Genomic DNA, 18,878 nt, shown 5'->3' with positions numbered 1-18,878 from the left:
ATGGAAATCCCTAAAGAAATGTGAAGCAGGCACACCTGCCTCCTGGTTCACAGACACACCGCTGTGAATGCTCCGCGAAGAATCGCCCCAATTTTGAGTCTTGGCGGACTGGATCAAATTCGACCGAGGTCTAACCCCGTCGTGGACGCGGCTGGTGCTGGACGCCTTGTTGGCGGAGGGCGGCGGCGATGGTCGTATGGGAGACGCCGAAGCGGATGCCAACACCAAACAGTGACTCGCCTTCTACGTAGAGCCTTGCTGCTGCGGCTACTTGGTCGTCGGTGAGTCTTTGGCGGCGGATGGTGACACCCTGCTCGCGAAGGATGGTGGCGACACGGGTCTTTGGAGATGCCATAGCCAGTACCGATGTGCTGTGTTGTATGGGAGCAGGTGTATGTCTGTACGCGAGTGTGCCTGCCGTTATGGACTAAGTGCCTCGTCGGCAACATTGGTGAATCCGGCTGGCATTGCGATGGAGCCAGCGAAGCCGGGGTATCCGGGGTAGCCGGGATAACCCGGGTACCCCGGGTAGCCGGGATAACCACGATATGGATACGGAGATTTCCGTAGCAAGCGGTTACCTACCAATGACCCGAGATACCTGCCTTTTTGATCCACGGCGTCGTTGTCGCCCCATGGAAACCACCCGACCCATCGCGCCTTGTTGTTGTAGAGGTAGCGGCCGTTGGCAGTGGTTCGGAATGCAATCCATTTGCCGTGTGAGTCGTAGTAGTAGACAGTCATGAAAGTAAAGTACGACTTAGGTACGACAAGTTGGTTGAACTGAGCGATGGGTGCGCAAATCACGATCCGCAACCCTGCTGCACACGGCACAGGGCAGATGACCCAGCAGGAGGCCGTCGAATGTTTGCCCGTGCTTAGCTTGCTTGCGCGGTGGGGCGACGAATGCGATCTCCACGAAGCGCCTGGCCCGTCCTCGTCGGGCACCCCGTGACTGTCGCCGCTTTCGTCCTGGGGGTGCTCGGGTTCGGCGTTGGCATTGCATCACTGACGTGGCAGGTCTATACGTTCCTGATGCAGGGCGCACGACCCAAGCTGACTCCAGTTATCGGTATGTTGACCGCAGGCGGTTCCGGCATCGTGACCAGCGACGCCACCCGCGACATTCGTGAATCGTTGGTGAGCGTCGCGAAGCAGTTGCAGCCCGGTCCGCCGATCGTCGGCGTGAAGGTTGTCAACGCGGGGCGCGCGTCGTTCCATGTCGCGGAGTGGGCGATCCGCGCAGACCCGTGCGGCACTTCCTTCAACGTCGTCGGCGAACAGATCGGATCGCCCGTCGTTCCGTGCGACATACCGGCGGGTGCGCAGCAGACGTTCTTCATGTACCTGGACGCGGCGACCAATCTCAAGGCCGGCGCGGACCGGATTGAAGGCGCGCCACAACAAATCGTTGCAACGGTGTCGAGCGGTGGCCGCACGTTCGCGTCGAAACCGATCGCAGCGGTGAATCTGACCAGCGCGTCATAAACCGGTGCACCTGGCAGTGTGAACCACCCGATGCACCACCGGAAAACGATTGCGGCGCAGCGACACCCGGCCCTCAGCACCCCATGCGATCTCCGCCCATCGCTGACCAGGTGAAATTCCTCACCCTGGCCGCCCAACATTCTCGGCGCCTAGTACTTCCAGGCTGGTCTGCCCAGCTTCGTAGGCTTCGACCATGGATCGAGAACCATACTGTGGGCTTCTTGACCGCATTCCATCGAATGAAACCGCCATACCACCGAGAAATTGTGGCGCATCCTAGTCGCGGAAGCGAGGTTTTGAGCCTCGGTGAAGGCCGGCTGATCAGGGGGTATCGATGTGTTGTTGTTCCTTGCCGATCAGCCACAGGCGCCTGTTGCCCCTGGCACTCCCGGGTGGTTCGCGTGGGTACCGATAGCGATCTCCCTGTTGGCGCTGACGGTTAGTGGATTGCAGTTCTCTATGAACCGCGCCGAGCGTCGCCGCGTCATGCCCAAAGTCAAGGTGCTTCCGTTCTTCACCGATCAGTACAAATTTGCTGCCCTGCCGCGAAAAGTGATCTCGGCGTCCATGGCTAACGAGGGCCGCGAGGGCACCAACCTGATCGACATCCTTGTGTATACGGGAGACTCACAGTTTAGTGTCGCCGGCCGCCTACTGAATAACTCGGGTCATGGCGTTGACGAGCCCGTCACGCGCGAAATCGGTGGCTTCTCAGAAACAACCATCTACATTGACGCGTCCGAGATTGGACGACGTGACGTTGGACTGACCTTCGAGTTTGGTCACGCCGTCGACCAACACTTCTACATACCGCTCAACGGGAGAGCCGAACAGAAGCAGTACTTCTCAAGGCGGTATCGCCTTCTCCGCCGCTCTGTACCAGCTGTGTTCGCTGCTCGGTCACATGCGATGCAGCGGCGATAGCGTCGCCTTGTGCCTTTGGAACTCGTCAGTCCACCGTCGTATGCGAAGCTGCCATACACCGAAGCGGGGATGCTCCCCTCATGAGAGCGATTGCCGCTAGTAGCTTTGCCTCTGAGGTCGCACCATCACACTGGCCTCCTTCAATATCTTCAGGACTGTTGATCGCCCGACGCCACAGGTTTCCGCCACTTGCCGACTGGTTTGTCCAGACTCATACGCTTCGATGACCCGTACTCGGAGCCGGGGAGTGATCCGTCGTCGTTGCCGTGGTGGCGACACGATCGACCAGGTTGAATCGACCTCAGATGCATCATCTTGCCGCATGAGTCACCAATTTGTTCGAACTAGATTCACTCAGGGCGGTGCGGGTGGGAAATATGGAGAAATCACCGGAAAATGGGATGTCGACCACATAATTCCGCTACGGCGATTGTGGGAAATTCCTGGCTTCAGGGACCTTAATCGGGCCGACCAGATTGCGATCGCAAATCACCCGGATAACTTGTTCCCCAATCCTGAGGGATACAATCGGTCACGACAAGACAAGCTGCCAAGCGAGTGGACTCTTTATAAAGGCCAGCAGGTTCCTGAGGATTACCTGCAAGATTGGTGCGGCAAGGAGACTAAGGCCACCGACATGGTCGAAGAGCAAATCTCCGAGCGCTTACTAGCTGAGTCCAAATCTCGAACTCAGCCCCCCGCGTCCGCGTCCGCGTCGCAGGCCGCGCCGGTCCACACCGCACCGCCAGTTCAAGCCCCGCAATCACCGGCTGCGCCTGCACCGGTGACAGTGCCCGCGCAGCCGCCTGCTCCGGAAACGGTCGCCCCGTCTGTAGTCCCGACTCAGCCGCCAGCGCCGCCCTCGACGGCGGCGCCTGCACCACAATCGGGGTGGTGGGAACGCAACGCAGGGAACGTCGCCGACGGCGTCGGATGGACCGTCACTATCGTCAGCTGCATACTCGATTGCGTTGAGTCGTTGGGGACCGGCGCAATAGCTGATCGAGCAATCGGTATCGCGGCGAGAGAAGGCACCAAAGAACTCATACTCGACCTCGTGGGCAGCAGGTGAGGACACACTTCATGACACGATTCAATGCTGTGCTACCGAAGATCAATGCTGTGCTACCGAAGACTATGTGGGGTCGCGGTCTGCTCGCAGCAGCAGTCATTTCACTGACGGCGGCGGCCGTGGTCGGTGGCGTTTACTGGCTCCGCGACACCTCGTCAGATCGCGATGTTGACCCCTCCCGCGTGGTGCAGATCGTTCAGAAGTTTCCCGTGGGCTACGAATCCCGCAGCGGTCAGCGAGTTATCAACCAGGTCACTGTCGACTCGTTCAAGGCGCCCAAACCGGGCGAGGTCCATCCGGCGGCATGCGCGAAGCAGCAGATCGAAGGAATTCTGGGCGAGACGATCTACGGGGTCAACGCCTACGGCAAGGGGCTGTTCTATGTCATATCCGCACAACAGTTGCCTTCTGGCGGGGGCCCCCACCAAGATTCCGCCGTGGACTGTTCCTATATGAACGCCACTTTCCCAGACGGCTATGCGATCACGACCCCTTCCGACGCGCCCCAGATAGCGGGACTGAAGGTGGAAGCGACTCATACCGTGAGCAAGCGGGGTGGGCGCGTAATAGATAACTACTATTACAAGACGTGGCTGGACGGATTTCATGCTGTTACGTTGATCGTGAACTCAGACCCGAGCGTGACGCCGTCGTCTAGCCCGATCGATCCTGCCTTGGCTAAAGAGATTTTCACCGAGTCGGTGGCGCTCGTGCGCGGCCACTAGTCCGAGCGCCGAAGGGATAACCATGGGCAGAGCCGAATTCTTTGAGTACCTGGCGGGCGCACTTGGCGCGAAAGTTGAACCGCTACAGCTGCAGGACCAGCCCGGATATGAGGGCCTACCTGAGTACTGGCGGGACATCGCCGGCCTGGAGAATCAGGCAGCGCTGTCGTGCGTCAACCAGTATTGGAAGCCGCTGGCCAGCGGTGAGGTGCCGGTCTGGTCCCGCCGTTTGTCTGAGACGCTTCACGGTGTGTATGCAGCGAACTTGTACACATCTGAGCGAGACACACCCGAGCTAGTTTTGTTGTACTGCCTTAAGGATGGTTCGGGCCCGCAACCTTTCCGTGCCTGGATTGGCTGTCTACCATGCCCCGCGTCCTATGCGGAATACTGGTTAAACTTTCCGGACTCGCTGCGCGATTTTTACCAAAACATCCATGATGGGTTTACGGTCGATACGGGGTTTGGGAGCGTCGGACTACGACGTTCTCAGCATTTCTGGACGCCGGGAGACTTCGGAAGCGTAGATGACTACGAGTATCTTTCTGACGGCAATGACGACGAGCTGTACCTACCTGAGTCTGAATGGCCCGAGCTGGACAAGTTAATAGAGGTTTGCTCAGACGGTGCCAACAACCGCGTTTGCGTTGACGTCTCGACAAACCTCGATGTCGGCTGGACGTGGATCGGCGGCGAGCTGACTCGATCAGCGCGACCAATATGGACACTTATCGATGAATGCTTGCGCTACTACTGACACATGCCTCGATACCAGTAAAGAAAGTTCTCACAGCACGGTCGTCCCCGGTTTCTGACAAGCACGGATGATTATGTTTGGCGTGGTTGGGCGGCAGACGGAGGGCGTGCGCAGCTGGCGTGTTCCCTGTGAATGAGACCGACCAGTTTTAGAGTCCTGTGGCCGGAGTTCGGGCTGGAAGGGACGATGAACACATGGCTGGTCGCAAGCGCCATTCGGCGGAGGACATCGTGCGCAAACTGCGCCGCGCCGATGAACTGGCAGCCGAAGGCAAGACCGGTGAGGAGATCGCCACCGATCTCGGGGTCTCGCCGGCCACGTTGTACAACTGGCGCCGCGCCTACGGCGGCATGGACACCGACGCCGCCAAAGAGCTCAAGGAGCTGCGCGAGCAGAACGCCCGATTGAAGCGTCTGCTGGCCGAAGCCGAGCTGGAGAAGGACGCGCTGCGGGAGGTCGCGAAGGGAAAATTCTGAGCCCAGCAGCCAAGCGCCGCGCCGTCGACATGCTCAAAGACACCCTGTGCATGTCGGAACGGTTGGCGTGCAAAGCCGTTGGGCTGGCCCGCTGCACCTACCGCCGGCTCCCACAAGCCCAGACCTCGTCCGATCCGGACGCCCAGTTGCGGGCCTGGCTGCGCGCCTACGCCACCAAACATCCATGCCATGGGTTCCGGCGCGCCTGGGCCGCGCTGCCGTGCAGAACCGGTGATCTATGGCGGTAGGGCTCGATTGCGTGTAACAATATGGCGGTATTGGCAATACGACCATATTGTTCTGTCGGGGCTACGCGTCTGGTGGGGGCCAGCTGCTCGGGACTATTGGCGACCTTCCCGGTCTCCGCACAAAGGGGCGGCAATGCTGCGTATGGGTGGACCACACCGGACATCCGGCCGGTTCCTGACATGCGGGAAGTTCGGTCGTCCTCGCGCCGGTCCCAAGCGTCAGGACTAAACCATTGCTCGCTGCTGAGAGGGTGAGTACCTGGGGCACTTGAGTTTTGGTGAACGTTCTTATCGACAGATGAGTTGCCGGCTTGTCGGCAACGGCGGCCTTGCATGGTGTGGATGAGCCGCTGCGGCGTGGCCGCAGGCAAGCAAGTCGGGTGATGGATACCGCCGCGCAGGATGCGGTCCTTGTTGACGACGCAGTGAGCCCGCTCTGGCGGAGCCTGCTGCGCTGGCAGTACCAGACGAGCCCCACAACCTTGTGGGGCTCGCTGTAACGATCGCCCAGACGGCGGGGCGATACACCGAAGAGGGGGAACTCAAATGACCATCGGTATCAACCAGAGCAACCTGTGTCAGTTGTCGGCGGCCAATCTGGCCACCACATTGGATGGCATTGCCGCGATGGGCTTTACCTCTGTGCGGTTCGCGGTCGACTGGAGCCTGCTGAGTAACCCGCAGGGCTCGACCAATTACGCCCCCGTGACAGCGGTGAACAACGCATTGGTCGCGCGCGGCCTGACTCCCATGCCCTGTCTGGGTATCCACTACCCGTTCGTCCACAGCTCCACGGCGTTCGGAGGCTTCGTGGGCAACTGTGTGGATATCTTCGGCAGCATTCCGTTTTACGAGGTGTGGAACGAGCCCAACCTTCTCGCGTTCAGCATCGGTACGCCGGCTACCTATGTCAAGTATCTCAAGGCTGCTGCTCCGAAGATCAGAGCTGTTGGTGCACAGGTTATTTCAGCGGGATTGGCTGCGTTTCCGACCTATTCGTCCATCGTGGGTAAGACGTACTCTCCGGTGGACTGGCTCAACGGCATGTACGCCGGCGGTGAGACTGGCGATTACGACCTACTCGGTTATCACCCGTACAGCTTTACCAATAAGCAGGTGTGGGCGGATCCGCGGACAAACCCGTTCGGGATCGCGCAGATCAACGCTCTCAAGGCGGTGCAGGCGACCAAGGGTGATACCCGCGGCATGGCCTTCACTGAAGTTGGCTACGACACACCGGCCAAAGTGACCCTGGCCGATGCGTCCGATTGGCTGACATGGCAACTGGCCAATGAAGATCCGACCAACCCGCCCACGTGGTTCTTCTGTTACCAGGACACCTCAGGCGATGGCGGTGGTTACGGGATCAAAAACAGCTCAGGGGTTTCCAAGGGCGTGTATTACGACACGGTTGCTGCCCTGGTGTAGAGCGCTACGTCGAGCGACTTACCCGAAACCCTGACCGAAAGAGATCTGCACTCTGCAACGCACTCGTAGTGGAGTGCAGGTCCACGGGCGGAATGGGTCAACCGCAGACGCAGCCGTCGGACCCGCCGAAATCCACCGTCGTTCTCTTGCGCGGAAGCCGAGAACGACGGGTGCCGTGACTACCATCCGAGCCCGCTGCAGCGACAAAGCAGTCCCACGCGCTGGGCGCTGACAGTTATCTGCCTGCGCAGTCGTTGCCTACGACGGCGTCTGCGCCGACTGTCTCCACGAATCCGACATGACGTGCCAGGATGGTCATGGAACGAACAATCGGGCGGTGTACCGATGAGCGGTATCGACAAAGCGTTGGGGCGCGTGGTCGCGGTCCTCGTACTGCTGTTCGTTGTCGCCGTCGCGCTGCGCGGATATCTGCCTGGTGTTGGTCACCCACACCCAGACGAGCCGACGCACAGCACCGCGAGCGTGGTCGGCGTGGACACGCTACTCATCGTCTCGGTCGTCATTGTCGGGATCGGCGTCATCTCGTCGCTACGGCGCCCACGGCCGGCCACCGCGTCGGCCCCCTTCGCGCTGCCAGGCTCGTTCGAGGGCAAGCTCGGGTGGAAGCCGATGCGCAGGGTACTGCTGATCGGGCTCGGCGCACTCCTGGTGTGGCTGGCGCTCGTCGTCCTGCTCTCCCACCTGCAGCTGCTGCAGCTGCCCGACCTCCCGATCTCGGAAGGCCCGCCGAACAAGGCGCCGGGCGGCGCACCGCCCACCGCAGTGCCGCCGCCGGCTCCGATGCCGGTGCCGCCTCCGCAACCCGAGCACAGTGTCTTCGGCTACCTGCTCGCCACCACGGTGGTGATGCTGCTGCTCTGGGGTGCGGCCGTCATCGTCCGCAGACGACGGCAAACCAACGAACCTCGGCCGCCGATCGACCACGCCGACGAACCGCCAGTCGCCGTGTCCACACCGGAATCGCTCACGCGTGCGGCGGAATTCGGCCTTGCCGAGATCGGCGATCGCAGCCGAGGGCCGCGTGAGTCGATCATCGCCTGCTATGCGGCGATGGAGCGCGCCCTCGCGGACGCCCCCGGCGCCGAACCGCAGGATTCCGATACGCCCTCCGAAGTGCTGGCCCGAGCTGTCGAACACCACGCATTGCATGCCGGCAGCGCAACCGAACTCGTGGCATTGTTCGCCGAGGCACGTTTCAGCCCGCATGTCATGTCCGAACGGCATCGCGACATCGCCGCGGAGGCGCTTCGCCGGGTGCTGGCCGAGTTGCGGAGCCTGACATGAAGCGGCTTGCGATCGTAGGGATTTCACTGGCGGTGGGAGCGGAGCTGATCACGCTGCTGCTCGGCGATCGCCGAGTCGTGGGGTGGGTTTCAGCCATTGCGGCGGCGCTCGTATTGCTGGCCGTCCGCCGCCGGCTGGCCGACCGTGGACCGGCGCCGGCCGAACCCATCGCGAACGACGCGGAGGAATCGTTGCGGGACTGGATGGTTCGCACCCACACGCTGATCCAGTGGTCGGAATCCACGCGCGGGGACTGGGACCACCACTTGCGGCCCACCCTGGCCCGCGAATTCTTCATGGCCACCGGCGCGCAGCAGGCCAAGGACCCGGCCGCGATGCAAGCCACCGGCCGGATGGTCTTCGGGGATCGGTTGTGGCAGTGGGTGGATCCGCAGAACGTCCTCCGTTCCTCTCGTGGGGAGCCGGGCCCTGGCCGGGCCACGCTCGACGAAATCCTGCACCGATTGGAGCGGCTATGACGATGCCGGCCGAGTTGACGACGGCCCATGCCGAGGCGGTGCTCGACGAGATCGAACGAGTGGTGGTGGGGAAGCGCGCGGCGCTCACCCTCATCTTGACCTCCGTGCTGGCGGGTGGCCACGTGCTCATCGAGGATCTCCCCGGACTGGGAAAGACGTTGATCGCGAAGTCTTTTGCCCGGGCGCTGGGACTGAGCTTCACTCGCGTGCAATTCACCCCGGACCTGCTGCCCGCCGATCTGCTCGGCTCGACCATCTACGACATGCAGTCGGGCCGGTTCGAGTTCCGTCGCGGGCCGATCTTCACCAATCTGCTGCTGGGCGACGAGATCAACCGCACGCCGCCGAAGACTCAGGCTGCGCTGCTGGAGGCGATGGCGGAAAGCCAGGTGAGCATCGACGGCGAAACCCACCGGCTGCCAACGCCCTTCATCGTTCTTGCCACGGACAACCCCATCGAATACGAAGGCACGTACCCGCTACCGGAGGCGCAGCTGGACCGGTTCGCGGTCAGGATCGAACTGAAATACCTGTCGGGTGCGGACGAAACGGTGATGCTGCGCCGGCGTCTGGAACGCGGGTCGGCCGAACCGATAGTGAAACAGATTGTCGACGCGCATGACCTGCTCGCCATGCGCGAGTCGGTCGAGCAGGTGACGGTGCATGACGACGTCCTGCACTATGTGGTGTCGTTGGCGGCCGCCAGCCGCAATCACCCTCAGGTGGTCGTGGGCGCCAGCCCGCGGGCCGAACTCGACCTCGTTCAACTCGCGCGTGCACGTGCCCTGCTGTTCGGCCGGGACTACGTGATTCCCGAAGACGTCAAATCTCTCGCCATTCCGGTGATTTCGCACCGGATCAGCTTGAAACCCGAGATGTGGGTGCGCAGTGTCCACGGCAGCGACATCGTGGAGCAGTTGTTGCAGCGCCTGCCCGTGCCGCGGACTCGCGGCGGGCCGGCGTGACGAACGTGACCGAGCCGCGCGAGGTCGAATTGCGTTGGCGTGCCTCACCGCTGACATTGGCCATCGCGACATGCGCGGCTGTGGCCCTCGCCGCGGCGGTGCTCGGCCCCCGCTGGCAGCTGATTGCCTTCGCGGCGCCGCTGCTGGGCGTGCTGTGCTCGATCAGTTGGCAGCGTCCGACCGCCAAGGTGCTTGTCCAGGGGCAGCCGGCCTTGACGCGATGCTTCGAGGACGACGAGACCCGGCTGTCGGTGTCGGTGACGACGGCAGCGCCGAGCGTCGCGTCCGAGGTCACGGTGTCGGTCGAATCCGGAATGGATATCGAGGTTCTCGAGGGCAGTTCCGCGCAGCTGAAGACGGTTGCGGTGTCGGCCGAACGATGGGGCCGGTACCCGATCCGGGCCACGGTTGACGTCGTGGCCGGCGGCGGGCTGCTGGCAGGGACCGGCACCGTGGACGTCGCCGAAGTCTTTGCCTTTCCCATTGCCCCGCCGCAATCGACGCCGATACCGCGGATCGAATTGCCTGACCGGCTCGGCACCCATCTCACGCGGCACATCGGTCCGGGCGTCGAGTACGCGGACGTTCGCGCCTACCTTCCCGGCGACCAGCTGCGCACCATCAACTGGCCGGTCAGCGCTCGCCGGGGCCGGCTGCATGTCACCGAACGGCTGACCCACCGTGCTGCCGATGTGGTCGTTCTCATCGACACCAGCATGCAGCCTCCCGGCCCGGCGAGCGCCGCGATGGAGCGGGTCGTGCTCGGCGCCGCCCAGGTGGTGCAGAGCGCCCTGCGAAACGGTGACCGCGCTGGCATCGTCGCGCTCGGCAGCCTGCGCCCGCGGTGGATCGGCGCCGACATCGGCCAGCGCCAGTTCTATCGGGTGCTCGACGCCGCGTTGTCCGTGGGGCGTGAATACGAAACCACGACAGGCACATTGGCGCCGCGCGCGGCCGTGCCCTCAGGCGCGATCGTGTTCGCGTTCTCGACCTTGTTGGATACCCCGTTCGCGCTGGCGCTGACGGAGTTGCGTGGACGCAGGCACACCGTGGTGGCCGTCGACGTTCTCGAAGGGCCGCCCTTCGACGCCGAGCAGGATTCGACCCTGGCCCGCATGTGGGCCTTGCAGCGGCACGCGATGTACCGCGACATGGGGATCGTCGGAGTGGACGTGGTGCCGTGGCCGTCGGCCGTCACGCTGGATCAGGCGCTGCGGCTGATGCCGGTTCGCCGACGGACAGCGAGACGGTGATGCGATGACGACCACCGCGCAGGCCGGGTGGAGCCAGCCGGGTGCCCGGGTCGTTTCGACCGGGTTCGGCGTCCTGATGGTCGCTGCGGCAGCTGTCGAGACACACGGCCCGGCGGCGGTCGCTTCGATCGCGGCGCTGGCGGCGGTGGGAGCCGGACTGCTGTTTCGGGCGGCTGCCACGGCAGCAGTGCTGCTCACCGTGATGGCGTTGGCCCTGTCCGACGCAGCTCCGGTGGTCGCGGCGCTGTCGGGACTTTCGGCGGCCACCTACCTGCTGATGCGGCATGCCGCCGGCTCCGGTGTGGTCACCATGACCAGACCGACATTGGTTGCCATGCTCGGGTTCACGGCCGCCGGGGCGTTCGCCACCACGTTGAATCTCGACCTGCCGTGGCTACCGCTGCTCGCGCCGCCGGCGGTGGTCGCCATCTACGTGCTGGCCTTGAGTCCTCACACCGATACCAAAATCCAGATCGCGACGACCGACCCCAATAGAGCTGCGCCATAACAACATAGCGCGATCGCGCGATCGAACCTGCCCAGCTGGAGCGCATGTTCGAACGTGAACCGGAAGCGGTGCGCGGCATGCCACAGCGCCAGCACGACGACGCCGGTCAGAACCAACTTCGTCACCGGGCTACGCACGATGGCCGGCAGATGAGTAGGCGCATCGACCACCCCGAGTGGCACCAGCAGGCCGAACAGCAACATGATCGCGGGCAGCACGAGGGCGGCGGCCATCCCGCCCGCACTGAACAGCAGCCAGAGGAACGGCTCGGGTGAGGGGCGGCGGTGCGCGGAGGTGCTCATGTCAATGCCACCCATGCGATCACCGCGGTGACGGCCAGCCACGCCGCGTAGTGGGCCGCGAGAACCGTGCGGGCCGAAATCCGCTGTCCCCGTATATGGATCACCATCGCCCGTGGGGCCAGGCTGAACCAGGTGACGGCGTGCAACAGCAGGAACGCCAACGCGACGACGTTGAGCGCGACGACCGGGGGAGTGGCGGCGGTGCTCAGGAAGTCGCGATACGCATCGCCGCCCATGCCGACCGCGCGCACCGACAGCACCAGGTACCCGACAGACCACGCGACGGAGACGCAACTCAGTTCGCGGAGCATGAACAGCAGGTACGAGCGTCGTTTTGCCCACCAGAGCCTGGGCACCGGTTGACGGTACGGGCGGGCGGAGGTGGTCATCGCGTCCCCCTGGGGAACACCAGGCGCTTCACCGAATGTGTTGCCGCCGTGAGCTTGTAGCGCTGAATCGCCCCCGCAGGGTCGACTCCCTTCGGGCACGCGGTCGAGCACTCGCCGACGTACGTGCAGGCCCATGCGCCGTCCGCGGCGGCGAGCACGTCCCTGCGGTCCGCCGCGCCGTCGTCGCGCGAATCGAGGTTGTAGCGTTGTCCCAGAGCGATTGCCGCGGGGCCCAGAAAGTCGGGGTCCAGCGCGTACACGGGGCACGCCGAGTAGCACAGCATGCAGTTGATACACATGCTGAACTGTTTGTATTCGGCCAATTCGGCTGGGGTTTGCAGGTATTCGCCGTCGTCCACCGACTTCTCGTCGTCCCGGATGATCCACGGCTTGACCTTGGGCAGCTTGGCCATGAAGTCGCTGATGTCGACGACGAGATCGCGGACTATCGGGAAATTGCGCAGCGGCTCAACCCGAACCGGACCCGGCAGATAGTCGACGAGGAATGTTGCGCAGGCCAGCTTCGGGTCGCCGTTGACGGTCATTCCGCAGCTGCCGCAGATACCCATCCGGCACGACCAGCGGAATGTCAGGGTGCCGTCGAGGTGATCCTTGATGTAGTTCAGGCCGTCCAGAATTGCCCATTCCCGGGTGAGGGGAACTTCGTAGGACTGGAACACCGGTGTGGTGTCCACCTCCGGGCGATATCTGGTGACTTCCATGACGATTCGATCCGCCATCGCTCATCGTCTCCCGTCTCGTCCGGGCTATCGCCCGTAGACACGTTCACCCGGGGGCCACCGGGTGATGGTGACCGGGTGGTAGTCGACCCGTGAGGTGCCGTCGGATTGCCGACGCACCATGGTGTGTGCCAGGAACCGCTCGTCGTCGCGCTTGGGGAAGTCGGTGCGCTGATGCGCACCGCGCGATTCCTCGCGATGCAACCCGGACTCCAGGATTGTTTCTGCGATGTCGAGCATCCCCGACAGCTCGAGCAATGCCGTCAGCTCGGTGTTGAACGTGTGGCTGTGATCGTCGAGGCCGGCGACCGCGAATCGCGCCTTCAGTTCCCGGATCTGGTCGACGGCCTTGGCCAGTGTCGGTCCGTCGCGATAGATGCCCGCCGCTGTTTCCAGAGTGGTTTGCATGGCGGTGCGGATGTCCGCGATCCGTTCACTGCCCTCGCGGCGACGGGCGAGCTCATGTTCCAGCCGGTCCGTTTCGTCTCTCGCCTGTGCCTGCACGGAAGGCGAGGCGGTACCGGCGGTGGGCACGTATTCCGCGGCGGCGCGGCCGGCGCGGGCACCGAAGACCAGCAGTTCGGGCAATGAGTTCGATCCGAGCCGGTTGGCGCCGTTGATGCTGACGCATGCGGTCTCCCCGGCTGCATACAGACCGGAAAGTGTTGTGGCTCCAGTGATGTCGGTGTCGATGCCGCCCATCATGTAGTGCACCACCGGCCGCACCGGGACGAGTTCGGTGACGGGGTCGATGTGCTGGTAGTCGCGGCACAGCTCACGGACGAATGGCAGTTTGGCATCGATCAGCTCGGCGCCGAGATGTCGCAGGTCGAGGTAGACCACGGGACCGTAGGGGGTTTCGTCGGTGCGGCCCTTCTCTTGCTCGTGGACGAACGCCTGCGACACCCTGTCGCGGGGTCCGAGTTCCATGCTGCGCAGCTGGGGTTTCGGGGTCGGCTTGCCGAGGTCGTAGTCCTGCAGGTAGCGGTAGCCATCCTTGTTCACCAGCCAGCCGCCCTCCGCCCGGGCGGCCTCGGTGATCAGGATTCCGGTGAACGGCAAGCCCGTTGGGTGGTATTGAACGAACTCCATGTCCTTGAGCGGTGCGCCGGCCCGGAACGCCAACGCCATGCCGTCGCCGGTCTTGATATTGGCGTTCGTGGTGAACGGAAACACCCGGCCGCACCCGCCGGTGCACACGATGACCGCGTTGGCGAGGATGGTTTCGATGCGTCCGGTGGCGAGCTCGATGGCGACCACTCCGCGCACCCGGCCGTCATCAACGAGAAGCGTTGTGGCGAACCACTCGTCGTAGCGCACGATGTCGGGGTATGCCAGGACGCGCTGAAACAGGGTGTGCAGCAAGTGGAATCCCGTCTTGTCGGCGGCAAACCAGGTGCGCAACTTCTTCATGCCGCCGAATGCGCGAACGGCAATGTGCCCGTCCGGTTTCCGGCTCCACGGGCATCCCCAGTGTTCGAGCTGCAACAGTTCGCGGGGTGCTTCGGCGACGAACGCCTCGACCGCGTCCTGGTCGCACAGCCAGTCGCCACCGGAGATCGTGTCGTACGCGTGCTCGTCGAGACTGTCATCGTCGCCGACCACGCCTGCCGCGCCGCCCTCGGCCGAGACCGTATGACTGCGCATCGGATAGACCTTCGAGACGATCGCCACTGACAGCCGGGGATTCGTGTCGGCGACCGCGATCGCAGCGCGCAGACCCGCGCCGCCGCCCCCGATCACCACGATGTCGTAATTGGCGGTCATCGCCGTGGCCTACGCCTCGAACGTGGTGTGTTCACCGCAGTGCTCGTCCCTCAGCACCTTCCCGTCATGCCGGATCGTGCGGTTCCGCGTGGTGCCGTCGTGGTACACATGGCGAACTTCGCGGCAGCCGCACGCATATCTCAGGTCGTCGTAGCTGAGGCCGTCGTCGTCGGATTCGACGTGGTGATAGCCCTCAGCCAGGTGGCCACAGGGCGCCTTTTGCCTGTCGAAATGCGTCGTGCTCGCGACCATCATTCGCCTCCTCGCAGCGGGAGAATGATGTGGGTCACATTCAGGATATGCCCGGGTGCACCCGGTCGTCTACGACGACGCGGTCATCGGCCCGGGTGAGGTCAGGAGCCTACGAGTCTTCCGGCGATGGACTCCGGCGATGGACTCGGGCGTAGGGTGAGGGTATCGGCGGTATTTCGCATACGGCTGTTCGAAGCCGTTTCGTCGCCGAGTTGAAGAATCTGGCCGATTCGCGGTCAAGATCGGAGCGTCGCAATGACGCCACCACCCTCCCGCAGTGATGTCGGGCGCACCAAATCGGTACCGCATCACGTGCGATGCGGTTACGGCAGACGATAATCCGACATCCCGGGACGCCAAACCTGATCAGCCGCAAGCTAATTCACTCGCAGGCGGAATGAGCTGCGAGAACTACATCTTTTATAGATTGGATTTCAACCATGACCGTACGCGTAACATGCGACGGCGGGGCAATTGACGAGTTTTCCCGCTTCGCCGACCGCTACATCAAACACACCGATGGATCGCTGGAGATCGTCCGACTCGGAGCTCCGAAGACCACGAGCTATGACGCGGGGTGCTGGACCGAGGTGACCGGAGATGAGCACCACACGAGGCGGGCGCGCTTCCGTCACTGGTTCACCCGAACATCCGTCGCCGGAGCTTAGCGACCGAATATCGGAACGCTGCGGCGCAGCTTCTGGACGATGGCCGGCACCCGTGACGCCTGCATGAGTGTCTTGAACTGCCAACTGTCATCGGCGGGTACGACGCCGGCTGACTGCAGCGCGTCGAGGAGATCGAACAGCGTCTCGCCCTCGTACATCAGCCCATCGGAGTTGAAGTGATAGCGGTCGACGGCGGTGCACTGAACGAAGGTTCCGATGCCATGGACCGTCGGCGCGGTTTCGTCGTACGGATAGAACCGCAGCGACCCGTCGAAGTGCCCACTTCCGATGTACCGGATGACGATTCGGGTCTCACCTTCGGGTGTGATGTCGATGTAGACCTGTCCCGGCAGCGGGTCGTAGCGCCAATCGGGTATGGCGTCGAAGAATGCGAAGTTGTACTTCACGAACTCGTCCAGCCCGACCAGCGTCCGGCCGAAGGTGGTGGGGTCCTTGTAGCGGAGGTCCTGGGTATACAGCTCGTCGTTGAGCGACATGTCCCGCATCAGCCAGCTCCACCAGTACTTCTTGGCCCATTCGATCAGCCAGGCGACGTCGATCCCGAAGTTCTTGTAGTGTGCGACTTTTCGCTCGAAGTCATCGAACCACCGCTGGGTCATGGCCGTGAGCTCGTCCTCGCCCAGGACGGGTACTCTGCCGCCTGATCGGTTGCCGGCCAGGAACTCGGGCAGCGGCTGCCGCAGCCGCGGTTGGGCGAGAGCCTTCTGAAACAGTTCTTCATTGAACATGCGCAACGCTCCTTGGTTCGGTTGTTGGACGTCGTCAGACTTGGCCGGCCCGGCGCTCGACCGCGCGGATCAGCTCCTGCACCTTCGCATTTCCCGCGAGCCAGCTGTCGAGCCCCACGTTGATCGCGCCGCGCAGCAACGCATACGGCTCCCAGCCGCTGGGCGCGATGGTGCGGGCAGCCCGGCGCCCGATCCCGTCGGCGATCACCTTCGCGGCCTGTGCTGCGGTGATGCGCACGTTCAGGGGCCACGGCAACAGACTGCCGAGTTCGACGCCCAGATCGTCTTTGTCGAGCATGTCATGCGTCATCGCGGTCTCTACGACGCCGAAGTAGGCGATGCCGGCGCTCGCGCCGACCGCGGCGAGTTCGACCCGCAGGGCGCGTCCGAGCTGTTCGACTGCGGCTTTGCTCATCATGTACGTCGCGCCGCCCATGCCCGGAGCGAATGCCGCGCACGAGGAGACGACGACGACGTGTCCGTTGGCCGCGATCACGTGGTCGAGTGCCGGGCGCAGCGTGTTGAACACCCCGGTGAGGTTGATGTTCATGACGCGGTCGAAATCATGAGCGTCCATGGTGCGCAGTGTCGCCGGCTCGGGCGTCACGCCGGCGTTGGCGACGACGACGTCGAGGCGGCCGAAGTGTTCGACGACTCGCGTGGCGATCTTCTCCATGAGCTCGCGGTCGCGGACATCGGCCCCGAGCCCCAGTGCAGAGGGCCCGAGCTGCCGGGCGGCGGCCTCCGCGCTGCTCTCGTCGACATCGACGATGGCAACCCGCGCACCGCGGCGGTACAACAGCTTCGCGAGTTCCCAGCCGATGCCCTGACCCGCGCCGGTGATCAACACGGTCTTGCCGCTGACGTCGTAGGTCGTCCCCGATACCCAGCTGAGCGGGTTGAGCTGGCCGATATCCATTACGCTGTCACCTCGTACGCGTCCACGTCGAATTTGCTTGTCCGGCTGCGGTATTCGAAGCTCCAGTTGGGGTAGAGCCCCGAGTTGTGGCCATCCGGGGTGGTGTAGTAGCTCTGGCAGCCCCCGGTCAGCCACACGGTCGAGGTGCTGCGGCGTTCCATCTCATCGAGGAAGGCGTCCTGTGCCTCCTGGCGTACCTCGACGCGGTGTGCGCCCGCGGTGCGCATCGTCGTCAGCGCATCCACGATGTAGGTGATCTGCGACTCGATCATGAAGATCGCCGACTGGTTACCCGCCGCGCCGAACGGGCCGAGGGTGCAGAAGAAGTTCGGGAAACCGGCGACGGTGGCGCCCAGATAGGTCTGGCGCTGTTTGCGTTGCAGGTCGCCGATCGAGACGCCCTCGGGGCCGATGATGCGGTCATATGCCGCGGGGATCGGTTCGAAACCGGTGCCGTAAATGATGGTGTCCACCGGGATCTCGACGCCGGCGCGGGTCACGATCGAGTGCGGTCGAACCTCGGCAATGCCGTCGGTGACGACCTCGACGTTGTCCTTGGCCAGGGCGGGCAGGTACGCATCGGCGAAGATCGCGCGCTTACAGCCCAGCATGTAGTCCGGTGTCAGCTTCTTGCGCAGCTCCGGGTCGGAGACCTGCCGCAACAACTGGAATCGGCCGAGCGCCTCGTAGGGGTAGCGGAACCGGGTGTCGACAAACCCGACGAGCCCGAGCGCCTCGATCACCGAGTACCAGGCTCCGCGAATAACCTTGCCCGTCAACGGAAGATTGCGCAGCAGGGCGCGTTCCAAGCCTGCTGTGGTTCGGTCCATGCGCGGGACGATCCAGGGAGCCGAGCGCTGGAACACGGTGAGTGCGGCGACGTTCGGCTGGATCTCCGGTACGAACTGTACGGCCGACGCGCCGGTGCCGATCACGGCAACCCGCTCGCCGGTCAGGTCGTGCTCGTGGTCCCAGTGCAGCGAGTGAAAGGCCTTGCCCGCGAACGTATCCAGTCCCGGCAGCGACGGGTACTTGGCCTCCGCGAACGCACCCGTGGCGGAGATCAGGAAATCCGCGGTGAGCGCGCCGGCACCGGTGTCGATGTGCCATAGCGACTCCGATTCGTCCCAACGCGCGCCGAGTAGTTCCGCGCCGAATCGAATATGGCGCACCACATCGTGTTTCGTCGCGACAGATCGGATGTACTCGAGTATCTCTTTCTGCTGGCCGTACGTGCGCGACCAGTTCGGGTTGGGCGCGAACGAGTAGCTGTAGAGGTGTGAAGGCACGTCGCAGGCGCAGCCGGGGTAGGTGTTCGCCTGCCAGGTGCCACCGAGGTCGGTTGCGCGTTCCAGGATGACCAGATCGTCGAATCCCGCTTCGCGCAGCTTGATCGCGAGCCCGATGCCGCCGAAGCCGGCGCCGACGATGGCGACATGTCTGTGTTCGGCTTGTGTGGCCATG

General features: G+C 63.5%; 23 protein-coding genes. 13 read left to right on the top strand and 10 right to left on the bottom strand.

Translation table 11 applies throughout. From position 1 onward, the window contains the following. Nucleotides 1–420: 420 nt before the first annotated feature. A complete protein-coding gene (locus tag AC1U2B_RS18140) occupies nt 421–744 on the bottom strand; it encodes a hypothetical protein (protein ID WP_480217868.1) in 324 nt (107 codons plus the stop codon). Between the two features lie 46 nt (nt 745–790). On the opposite strand from AC1U2B_RS18140, the gene AC1U2B_RS18135 reads away from it, so the two are divergent. From AC1U2B_RS18135 to AC1U2B_RS18125, 3 genes are all read left to right on the top strand, one after another. Continuing rightward, nucleotides 791–955: a TIGR02391 family protein gene (locus AC1U2B_RS18135; RefSeq protein ID WP_480217867.1), complete on the top strand. Its 165-nt coding sequence runs from the start codon at nt 791–793 to the stop codon at nt 953–955. Next, the gene (locus tag AC1U2B_RS18130) at nt 952–1,488 is read left to right on the top strand and encodes a hypothetical protein (protein ID WP_480217866.1); all 537 of its coding nucleotides are present in this window, start codon (nt 952–954) and stop codon (nt 1,486–1,488) included. Before AC1U2B_RS18135 ends, AC1U2B_RS18130 begins: the two co-directional genes overlap by 4 nt. A gap of 459 nt (nt 1,489–1,947) precedes the next feature. Next, nucleotides 1,948–2,412: a hypothetical protein gene (locus AC1U2B_RS18125; protein ID WP_480217865.1), complete on the top strand. Its 465-nt coding sequence runs from the start codon at nt 1,948–1,950 to the stop codon at nt 2,410–2,412. Between the two features lie 96 nt (nt 2,413–2,508). Here AC1U2B_RS18125 and AC1U2B_RS18120 read toward each other — a convergent pair whose 3' ends face one another. Then, complete coding sequence (locus tag AC1U2B_RS18120) at nt 2,509–2,736, bottom strand: helix-turn-helix domain-containing protein (RefSeq protein WP_480217864.1); 228 nt, start codon at nt 2,734–2,736, stop codon at nt 2,509–2,511. A 759-nt stretch (nt 2,737–3,495) separates the two neighbouring features. On the opposite strand from AC1U2B_RS18120, the gene AC1U2B_RS18115 reads away from it, so the two are divergent. From AC1U2B_RS18115 to AC1U2B_RS18070, 10 genes are all read left to right on the top strand, one after another. After that, nucleotides 3,496–4,209 carry a DUF5642 family protein gene (locus AC1U2B_RS18115; RefSeq protein ID WP_480217863.1) on the top strand — a complete coding sequence of 238 codons (714 nt, stop codon included), beginning with the start codon at nt 3,496–3,498 and terminating at the stop codon, nt 4,207–4,209. Nucleotides 4,210–4,231: 22 nt separating this feature from the next. Further along, nucleotides 4,232–4,966 (top strand): hypothetical protein, encoded by a 735-nt coding sequence (locus AC1U2B_RS18110; protein WP_480217862.1) that lies wholly within the window; start codon nt 4,232–4,234, stop codon nt 4,964–4,966. 194 nt (nt 4,967–5,160) lie between these two features. Next, nucleotides 5,161–5,442: a transposase gene (locus AC1U2B_RS18105; RefSeq protein ID WP_480217861.1), complete on the top strand. Its 282-nt coding sequence runs from the start codon at nt 5,161–5,163 to the stop codon at nt 5,440–5,442. Between the two features lie 50 nt (nt 5,443–5,492). Next, entirely contained in the window at nt 5,493–5,690 is a 198-nt protein-coding gene (locus AC1U2B_RS18100; protein WP_480217860.1) for a hypothetical protein, read from the top strand. A gap of 546 nt (nt 5,691–6,236) precedes the next feature. After that, a complete protein-coding gene (locus tag AC1U2B_RS18095) occupies nt 6,237–7,118 on the top strand; it encodes a glycoside hydrolase family 5 protein (protein WP_480217859.1) in 882 nt (293 codons plus the stop codon). A 345-nt stretch (nt 7,119–7,463) separates the two neighbouring features. Then, entirely contained in the window at nt 7,464–8,423 is a 960-nt protein-coding gene (locus tag AC1U2B_RS18090; RefSeq protein ID WP_480217858.1) for a DUF4129 domain-containing protein, read from the top strand. Then, nucleotides 8,420–8,902, top strand: coding sequence for a hypothetical protein (locus tag AC1U2B_RS18085; protein ID WP_480217857.1), 483 nt, complete (start codon nt 8,420–8,422; stop codon nt 8,900–8,902). Before AC1U2B_RS18090 ends, AC1U2B_RS18085 begins: the two co-directional genes overlap by 4 nt. Next, nucleotides 8,899–9,867: an AAA family ATPase gene (locus AC1U2B_RS18080; RefSeq protein WP_260940709.1), complete on the top strand. Its 969-nt coding sequence runs from the start codon at nt 8,899–8,901 to the stop codon at nt 9,865–9,867. The genes AC1U2B_RS18085 and AC1U2B_RS18080 overlap by 4 nt, the downstream gene beginning before the upstream one ends. A 5-nt stretch (nt 9,868–9,872) precedes the next feature. Beyond that, nucleotides 9,873–11,120 carry a DUF58 domain-containing protein gene (locus tag AC1U2B_RS18075; RefSeq protein ID WP_480217856.1) on the top strand — a complete coding sequence of 416 codons (1,248 nt, stop codon included), beginning with the start codon at nt 9,873–9,875 and terminating at the stop codon, nt 11,118–11,120. A 4-nt stretch (nt 11,121–11,124) separates the two neighbouring features. After that, nucleotides 11,125–11,628: a hypothetical protein gene (locus AC1U2B_RS18070; protein WP_480217855.1), complete on the top strand. Its 504-nt coding sequence runs from the start codon at nt 11,125–11,127 to the stop codon at nt 11,626–11,628. Here the strand turns inward: AC1U2B_RS18070 and frdD are convergent. The 8 genes from frdD to AC1U2B_RS18030 all read right to left on the bottom strand — a co-directional run bounded on the left by frdD (nt 11,571) and on the right by AC1U2B_RS18030 (nt 18,877). Beyond that, the gene (frdD, locus tag AC1U2B_RS18065) at nt 11,571–11,930 is read right to left on the bottom strand and encodes a fumarate reductase subunit FrdD (RefSeq protein WP_480217854.1); all 360 of its coding nucleotides are present in this window, start codon (nt 11,928–11,930) and stop codon (nt 11,571–11,573) included. The two genes, AC1U2B_RS18070 and frdD, sit on opposite strands and share 58 nt — an antisense overlap. Continuing rightward, on the bottom strand, nt 11,927–12,319 hold the full coding sequence (locus AC1U2B_RS18060) for a succinate dehydrogenase/fumarate reductase transmembrane subunit (RefSeq protein WP_480217853.1): 393 nt from the start codon (nt 12,317–12,319) through the stop codon (nt 11,927–11,929). The genes frdD and AC1U2B_RS18060 overlap by 4 nt, the downstream gene beginning before the upstream one ends. Then, nucleotides 12,316–13,059, bottom strand: a complete 744-nt coding sequence (locus AC1U2B_RS18055; protein ID WP_480217852.1) for a succinate dehydrogenase/fumarate reductase iron-sulfur subunit — start codon at nt 13,057–13,059, stop codon at nt 12,316–12,318. Before AC1U2B_RS18055 ends, AC1U2B_RS18060 begins: the two co-directional genes overlap by 4 nt. 27 nt (nt 13,060–13,086) lie before the next feature. Further along, nucleotides 13,087–14,826, bottom strand: coding sequence for a fumarate reductase (quinol) flavoprotein subunit (gene frdA, locus AC1U2B_RS18050; RefSeq protein ID WP_480217851.1), 1,740 nt, complete (start codon nt 14,824–14,826; stop codon nt 13,087–13,089). A gap of 9 nt (nt 14,827–14,835) precedes the next feature. Continuing rightward, nucleotides 14,836–15,081 (bottom strand): hypothetical protein, encoded by a 246-nt coding sequence (locus AC1U2B_RS18045; protein ID WP_480217850.1) that lies wholly within the window; start codon nt 15,079–15,081, stop codon nt 14,836–14,838. A gap of 661 nt (nt 15,082–15,742) precedes the next feature. Further along, entirely contained in the window at nt 15,743–16,495 is a 753-nt protein-coding gene (locus tag AC1U2B_RS18040) for a nuclear transport factor 2 family protein (protein ID WP_480217849.1), read from the bottom strand. Between the two features lie 34 nt (nt 16,496–16,529). Then, the gene (locus AC1U2B_RS18035; protein WP_480217848.1) at nt 16,530–17,414 is read right to left on the bottom strand and encodes a short-chain dehydrogenase/reductase; all 885 of its coding nucleotides are present in this window, start codon (nt 17,412–17,414) and stop codon (nt 16,530–16,532) included. Next, entirely contained in the window at nt 17,414–18,877 is a 1,464-nt protein-coding gene (locus tag AC1U2B_RS18030; RefSeq protein WP_480217847.1) for a flavin-containing monooxygenase, read from the bottom strand. The genes AC1U2B_RS18035 and AC1U2B_RS18030 overlap by 1 nt, the downstream gene beginning before the upstream one ends. Nucleotide 18,878 lies beyond the last annotated feature (1 nt).

It is taken from the genome of Mycolicibacterium sp. P4_G11 (genome assembly GCF_056555145.1).
The sequence above is the reverse complement of the archived record's forward strand: the minus strand, read 5'-3'. Positions and strand labels throughout refer to the sequence as shown.

Excerpts from the sequence above, each read along its gene's own strand:
- AC1U2B_RS18140 (WP_480217868.1), bottom strand. The coding sequence starts at position 744 with ATGACTGTCTACTACTACGACTCACACGGCAAATGGATTGCATTCCGA.
- AC1U2B_RS18135 (WP_480217867.1), top strand. The coding sequence starts at position 791 with ATGGGTGCGCAAATCACGATCCGCAACCCTGCTGCACACGGCACAGGG.
- AC1U2B_RS18125 (WP_480217865.1), top strand. The coding sequence starts at position 1,948 with ATGAACCGCGCCGAGCGTCGCCGCGTCATGCCCAAAGTCAAGGTGCTT.
- AC1U2B_RS18120 (WP_480217864.1), bottom strand. The coding sequence starts at position 2,736 with ATGCGGCAAGATGATGCATCTGAGGTCGATTCAACCTGGTCGATCGTG.
- AC1U2B_RS18115 (WP_480217863.1), top strand. The coding sequence starts at position 3,496 with ATGACACGATTCAATGCTGTGCTACCGAAGATCAATGCTGTGCTACCG.
- AC1U2B_RS18110 (WP_480217862.1), top strand. The coding sequence starts at position 4,232 with ATGGGCAGAGCCGAATTCTTTGAGTACCTGGCGGGCGCACTTGGCGCG.
- AC1U2B_RS18105 (WP_480217861.1), top strand. The coding sequence starts at position 5,161 with ATGGCTGGTCGCAAGCGCCATTCGGCGGAGGACATCGTGCGCAAACTG.
- AC1U2B_RS18100 (WP_480217860.1), top strand. The coding sequence starts at position 5,493 with ATGTCGGAACGGTTGGCGTGCAAAGCCGTTGGGCTGGCCCGCTGCACC.
- AC1U2B_RS18095 (WP_480217859.1), top strand. The coding sequence starts at position 6,237 with ATGACCATCGGTATCAACCAGAGCAACCTGTGTCAGTTGTCGGCGGCC.
- AC1U2B_RS18090 (WP_480217858.1), top strand. The coding sequence starts at position 7,464 with ATGAGCGGTATCGACAAAGCGTTGGGGCGCGTGGTCGCGGTCCTCGTA.
- AC1U2B_RS18085 (WP_480217857.1), top strand. The coding sequence starts at position 8,420 with ATGAAGCGGCTTGCGATCGTAGGGATTTCACTGGCGGTGGGAGCGGAG.
- AC1U2B_RS18080 (WP_260940709.1), top strand. The coding sequence starts at position 8,899 with ATGACGATGCCGGCCGAGTTGACGACGGCCCATGCCGAGGCGGTGCTC.
- AC1U2B_RS18070 (WP_480217855.1), top strand. The coding sequence starts at position 11,125 with ATGACGACCACCGCGCAGGCCGGGTGGAGCCAGCCGGGTGCCCGGGTC.
- frdD (WP_480217854.1), bottom strand. The coding sequence starts at position 11,930 with ATGAGCACCTCCGCGCACCGCCGCCCCTCACCCGAGCCGTTCCTCTGG.
- AC1U2B_RS18060 (WP_480217853.1), bottom strand. The coding sequence starts at position 12,319 with ATGACCACCTCCGCCCGCCCGTACCGTCAACCGGTGCCCAGGCTCTGG.
- AC1U2B_RS18055 (WP_480217852.1), bottom strand. The coding sequence starts at position 13,059 with ATGGCGGATCGAATCGTCATGGAAGTCACCAGATATCGCCCGGAGGTG.
- frdA (WP_480217851.1), bottom strand. The coding sequence starts at position 14,826 with ATGACCGCCAATTACGACATCGTGGTGATCGGGGGCGGCGGCGCGGGT.
- AC1U2B_RS18045 (WP_480217850.1), bottom strand. The coding sequence starts at position 15,081 with ATGATGGTCGCGAGCACGACGCATTTCGACAGGCAAAAGGCGCCCTGT.
- AC1U2B_RS18040 (WP_480217849.1), bottom strand. The coding sequence starts at position 16,495 with ATGTTCAATGAAGAACTGTTTCAGAAGGCTCTCGCCCAACCGCGGCTG.
- AC1U2B_RS18035 (WP_480217848.1), bottom strand. The coding sequence starts at position 17,414 with ATGGATATCGGCCAGCTCAACCCGCTCAGCTGGGTATCGGGGACGACC.
- AC1U2B_RS18030 (WP_480217847.1), bottom strand. The coding sequence starts at position 18,877 with ATGGCCACACAAGCCGAACACAGACATGTCGCCATCGTCGGCGCCGGC.